Consider the following 1443-nt stretch of genomic DNA (forward strand, 5'->3'; position numbering starts at 1 on the left):
TGTTTAACAGGAGCAGGTGTCGTAGTAGGGTCTCCGCCCAGTGTCTTGATTTTTTCTGCTAAGTATAATGCGTGTCCTTGTTCATCAGGAATTTCCTCTTCAAAGAAAGGCTTTAATACCTGACGATATAAACCGCTGACTACCGCTGCATAGGTTGTGTAAAGAATGACAGCTGCATATTCATTTGCTAAGTCTTCATTTAATCCGTCGATTAATTCTTTTTTCTTTGAATCCATTATGTTACCACCCTTTTGTTTATTGTTTATACAGACTATTTACCCTGTAAGTCAGCAAGTAAACATATCTCAATAATATTGAGCACTATTGTTTATTTTGTCTTGAAAAAGGAATTCTAAACGTGTAAAGAATCGGTGATTGTATTTAACGCAGCAAAAAGTGAACTTGAATATGAAACAGTAGCTACTGTTGGTGTTATAGACATCCATTCAGGGGCAATGAACGTCATGCCTGGGGAGGTGGAAATAACAATCGACATTCGATCTACTTCCTTGGAGTCAAGACAGCGAGTGCTAAACCATTTATTCGAATCGATATTTGCTGTAAAAAGAAATCGAGAGGTTGAGATTGTAAGTGAAGAAATCACTTCTGAGGAACCAGTCCTGCTTTCTTCCGGATTGATGGATACGTTAAAAAATATTTGTATAGAAAAAGATATCTATCTTTTCAATTGATGCAAAGCGGAGCTGGGCAAGATGCTATGAACATGACGAAACTTTGCCAGGTGGGACTTATCTTTGCCCTTCAGAAGACGGACTTAGCCAGCATCCAAACGAGTATACAGAACTTAATGATATATTAAATGGTATTGATGTTTTAGAAGAGGCAGTTCTACTCTATTCAAAAATGGGGTAAATTTTGTAAAAAATGCCAACGTTTTGGATTGTGGCATTTCGTCTTGTATTCTTGTATAAATAAAAGTACAAGAGTACTCTTTCTGGGGACAATCAGGAATGCTGATTTACGATGCTAAGCTGTTTCAGGAAGAAAAATGGGTTGATACAACAACGATAATCTAACCGTGAAACTAGACTTAAAGCTTTCTCCTTAAACTTATTTTCTTCATTCAATAGTCTTGAGACGACAATGAAAGAAATTTATCTTTGTAAAACAGAGACATAATCTGTTAGAACTAATATGTTTGCCCTTTTTATTACCGATTTAAAACTGTATCAGAATTATCCTGCTATCGAAACAGATAATCCAAATGAGCCAAGTGAGAGGAAGGAAACTGCTTGCAAAATCATGTATAAACCCCTGCAAAAAAGGACCAAGGACAGCAAAAATGTTGTAACAAGATTTTCTGGCTAAATTAGAAATGGAGGGCGCTGACTTAGTCGACACCCTATTTAAATAAGATATGGGATTGTTCTTAAAACTATCAGTAGGAGGGGACAAAGGTGATCGAGGGGAAAATTTTAAGAT

At 36.4% G+C, this 1443-nt stretch carries 2 protein-coding genes; one reads left to right on the forward strand and one right to left on the reverse strand.

The window, feature by feature from the left end; translation table 11 throughout:
- Positions 1-236: ferritin-like domain-containing protein (locus HP456_RS23905; protein WP_216663412.1), on the reverse strand; the 236-nt coding region annotated here is incomplete at its 3' end.
- 135 nt (positions 237-371) lie between these two features.
- On the opposite strand from HP456_RS23905, the gene HP456_RS23910 reads away from it, so the two are divergent.
- A complete protein-coding gene (locus tag HP456_RS23910; protein ID WP_172255669.1) occupies positions 372-692 on the forward strand; it encodes a zinc-binding metallopeptidase family protein in 321 nt (106 codons plus the stop codon).
- The last annotated feature ends 751 nt before the right edge of the window (positions 693-1443 follow it).

Origin of the sequence: Bacillus haikouensis (genome assembly GCF_013179555.1) — a bacterium.
In the GTDB taxonomy this organism is placed as follows: domain Bacteria; phylum Bacillota; class Bacilli; order Bacillales; family Bacillaceae_B; genus Rossellomorea; species Rossellomorea haikouensis_A.